General features: G+C 43.9%; 2 protein-coding genes, 1 tRNA gene and 1 riboswitch. Of the genes, 1 reads left to right on the forward strand and 2 read right to left on the reverse strand.

Going from position 1 to position 3,553, the window contains the following annotated elements; all coding sequences use genetic code 11:
* Positions 1-94, reverse strand: a riboswitch (TPP riboswitch). This riboswitch is flagged as partial in the annotation.
* 254 nt (positions 95-348) lie between these two features.
* Positions 349-425: transfer RNA gene (locus Q0203_RS05520), tRNA-Met, on the forward strand.
* 123 nt (positions 426-548) lie between these two features.
* Here Q0203_RS05520 and Q0203_RS05525 read toward each other — a convergent pair.
* Together Q0203_RS05525 and Q0203_RS05530 are read right to left on the reverse strand one after the other, a co-directional pair.
* Complete coding sequence (locus tag Q0203_RS05525; RefSeq protein WP_297930130.1) at positions 549-2,336, reverse strand: long-chain fatty acid--CoA ligase; 1,788 nt, start codon at positions 2,334-2,336, stop codon at positions 549-551.
* A 235-nt stretch (positions 2,337-2,571) separates the two neighbouring features.
* Positions 2,572-3,553 (reverse strand): autotransporter outer membrane beta-barrel domain-containing protein (locus tag Q0203_RS05530; RefSeq protein ID WP_297930133.1); only part of this gene is annotated, 982 nt, incomplete at its 5' end.

Below are 3,553 nucleotides of genomic sequence, written 5' to 3' on the forward strand. Positions count from 1 at the left end.
GCATTAGTTTCCTACGTCAGTGCTAACTGTATCAGGTTCACGGGTATTTCTCAGCTTCGTTATTTAAGCGAACGAAGCACCCCGACTAACGCGTACTACTATAAAATGTTACTTCGTGTTTGTAAATGTTTTGTTATGTTTCATCTTATTGTTTTTTCTAACTTTCCCTTTCTTTCGGTGGAGACAGCCTATGTCTTAACAGACTGTCTTAATAGACCGCGATTCATCAAAAAACGATAAATTCACAGAGATAATGTGTGAATTCTGTACAATTTCAAGCCAGACGCGATTATTTTTAAATTTAAACTTGCAATTTATTTTGAAATGAGTAGAATAGCCCACCTCAATCGCGGGGTGGAGCAGCTTGGTAGCTCGTCGGGCTCATAACCCGAAGGTCGTCGGTTCAAATCCGGCCCCCGCAACCATTTTTCATGATGTAACTTCTTTTTAAGAGCTGTTTTGATGTTTTTTCAAAACAGGTTTTTTCTTTTCTCATCTTTATTTTGATTGGCGTGAGGAAATCATATTCTTGCCCACGCCATCAATTATCAACTATACATCGCTTCAATTTGCGCTTGATAGCGTTGCAAAATAACCTTTCGGCGTAATTTTAAGGTAGGGGTAATTTCTTCCAGCTGCGTACTAAACGCCTGAGGCAACAGGGTGAAACGTTTGATTTGTTCCCAACCGGCAAGCTCTTTTTGTAACTCGTTGATTCGCTGTTCTAACATTTGCAAAATCTCGGAATGTTTGAGCAATTCCAACCGATCTTGATATTTGATGTTGACCTGTTTGGCGTATTCCTCAAGGGCAGCATAGCAAGGCACGATAAGGGCGGAGACATATTTTTTGGCATCAGCAATAACCGCGATTTGTTCAATGAATTTGTCTTTGCCGATTTTGCTTTCCAACACTTGCGGTGCAATGTATTTGCCGTTGGAGGTTTTCATTAATTCTTTAATGCGGTCGGTGATGTATAAATTCCCCTCGGCATCAAATTCGCCCGCATCACCGGTTTTTAAAAAACCGTCTGCAGTGAAAGCATCGGCGGTTTCTTGTGGTTTTTTGTAATACCCTTTCATCACCATGCCACCGCGTACGAGAATCTCGTTATTTTCGCCAATTTTGACTTCTGCGCCCGGCATTAAGCGACCGATGGAATTGGCGTTAAAGTGGAGATCATCCCAACAGGAGACGGTCGCAGTAGTTTCTGTCATACCGTAACCGAGTTTAATGTTTAAACCGATACTGTGGAAAAATAACCCGATAGTCGGTTCTAATTTGGCACCGCCGCAAGGCATCATGCGAATGCGTCCGCCGAGCAGCGCACGTAATTTGCCAAGTACCAGCTTGTTGGCAAGGGCATATTGTTGTTTTAACAAAAAGCCGATTTTTTGTCCTTTGGCAAGGGCATCAAAATGTTGACGCCCGACTGCCATCGCCCAATGGAAAACCCATTGGCGTAGTTTGGGAGCATCGTGCACTTTATCTAAAATGGCCGTATAAATTTTTTCGTAAAAACGTGGCACGGCACACATTAAGGTCGGACGAATCTCTGTCAAAGCCGACCGCACTTGATTGGTGTCTTCAATGTAACAGTTGGTCGCACCGCGATGGAGCACATAAGCTACCCAAGCGCGTTCAAAAATATGCGATAAGGGTAAAAAGGAAAGAGATACATCGGTATCATCTACTTTCAGCGCCTGATCGTGCGCATTGAGTTGGTGCGCTAAATTGGCGTAATCCAACATCACGCCTTTCGGCTCACCGGTCGTGCCCGAGGTGTAAATCAGCGTAAACAAATCTTCCAAGCACTTGCCATCCAATCGCTGTTGTAATTCCGCCTGATATTGCTCATCTGCCATCTCAATAAAGTCTTGCCAATGACAGGCTTTGGCGTGTTCATGCAAATGGATTGTGCTTTTCATCGCCACGATTTTTTCCAGTTTCGGGCATTCATCGACGATCTCCAATACTTGATTATATTGTTCTTGGTCGCCCACGAAAATGATCTTCATATCTGCATTATTGATAATAAATTGGGCTTGTTTGGCGGTATTCGTGGCATAAATCGGCACGGTGACGGCACGCACTTGCAATGTACCGATGTCGGTGATCGTCCAACGTGGCATATTATGCGAAAAAATACCAATTTTATCTTGAATATCAATATGATTTGCTAATAACGCTAAGGAAATTTGGTCAATTTGTTGTTGAAACTCTGACCAAGAAATAGACAGCCAGTTGTTATCTTTGAAGTAACGAAGTGCGGTGCGATTTGCCAGCGTTTTGGCTTGGCTACGTACACGGTGAATAAAATGAAAATTGAGATCCATGATTAAAAACCCAAAGTCAGCTAACAGTTGTGCGCTAATATAGCGGATTGAGGCGCAAAACTCTAGCCATAAAAACAATGAATAGGCATACACGGCAAGCAAGTTTATCTATGCAGTGATCTTGCTTTTAGAACGACAAAGTGCGGTGAAAAAAATAAGCGTTTTTCTATTGGGAAGAAAAACGCTTATGGTTTCTATAAACGTTCAGACGGAATCTGAAAATGAACGGTTTAAACTACCATTGGAAACGATAGACGGCTTGTACGCCAAATGGTTGCTTGATGTGTTTGCCATCAGCGCGATTCACTTCTAAACCAATACGGTGATTGCCCAAACCGGCATTAAAACCGACCGCACTTGTGAAACGACCGCGATAACTTTCTACATTGAGTTGAGTACCACGGTAGTTAATGTCGCTGTGGTGGTGGCGTGTCGTGATCGCATTCGCTTCGGCATAAGGTTGAAGTTTCCATCCTTGGTTCAACTCGAAGGTTTTGGCAAGGCGTAAACCGACACGAGAAGAAATGGCGGATAAGCTATCTTCTTTTTCTTTACCGTTAATATGCGTCCAAGCCAATTGCGCTTGTGGGGTCAAGGTCCATGCACCGGCTAATTGGAATTGTTTGCCGATTTCACTGCTTAACGTGTAAGCGTTGTAACGCTGTTTTTCCGTATGATTCGAGTGGGCGGTTAAGCGACTATATTGCGCGATGTTATCTAAATAGACACCATTGTCGGCAAGATAAGTACCATAAAGCCCAAGGGTTTGTCCTTTCACTTTTCCGCTACCGTAATGATTGTTGAAGTCAATATTGGCTTGGCTGTGTCCGACAAATCCACCTAAACGCACCTTATCCGTTGCTGCAGCATCTGCGCCAATTTGTAAGCTATGTACGTTTTGCTTAAAGCCGGAAGTTTGACTTTCACCCGTGGAAAGTGCGGTCAGTTTTTGATGTGAATTGACGTTTCTCACCCAAACATTGCCTTTCTCACCAGTTCTAATTTCGCCTAAACGTTGGTGGATGCCGTTTAATTCATTTTCGACCATCAGTAATTCCGCTTGGCGAAGAGACACTTGTGCGTTTGCGCTCTCAAGTAGTTGTGCGGTCGCCGGTAAAGATGGTGTAATACTTGGCTGTGGCTGTGGCTGTGGCTGTGGCTGTGGCTGTGGCTGTGGCTGTGGCTGTGGCTGTGGCTGTGGCTGTGGCTGTGGCTGT

This window comes from uncultured Aggregatibacter sp., from assembly GCF_938046485.1.
GTDB lineage: Bacteria > Pseudomonadota > Gammaproteobacteria > Enterobacterales > Pasteurellaceae > Aggregatibacter.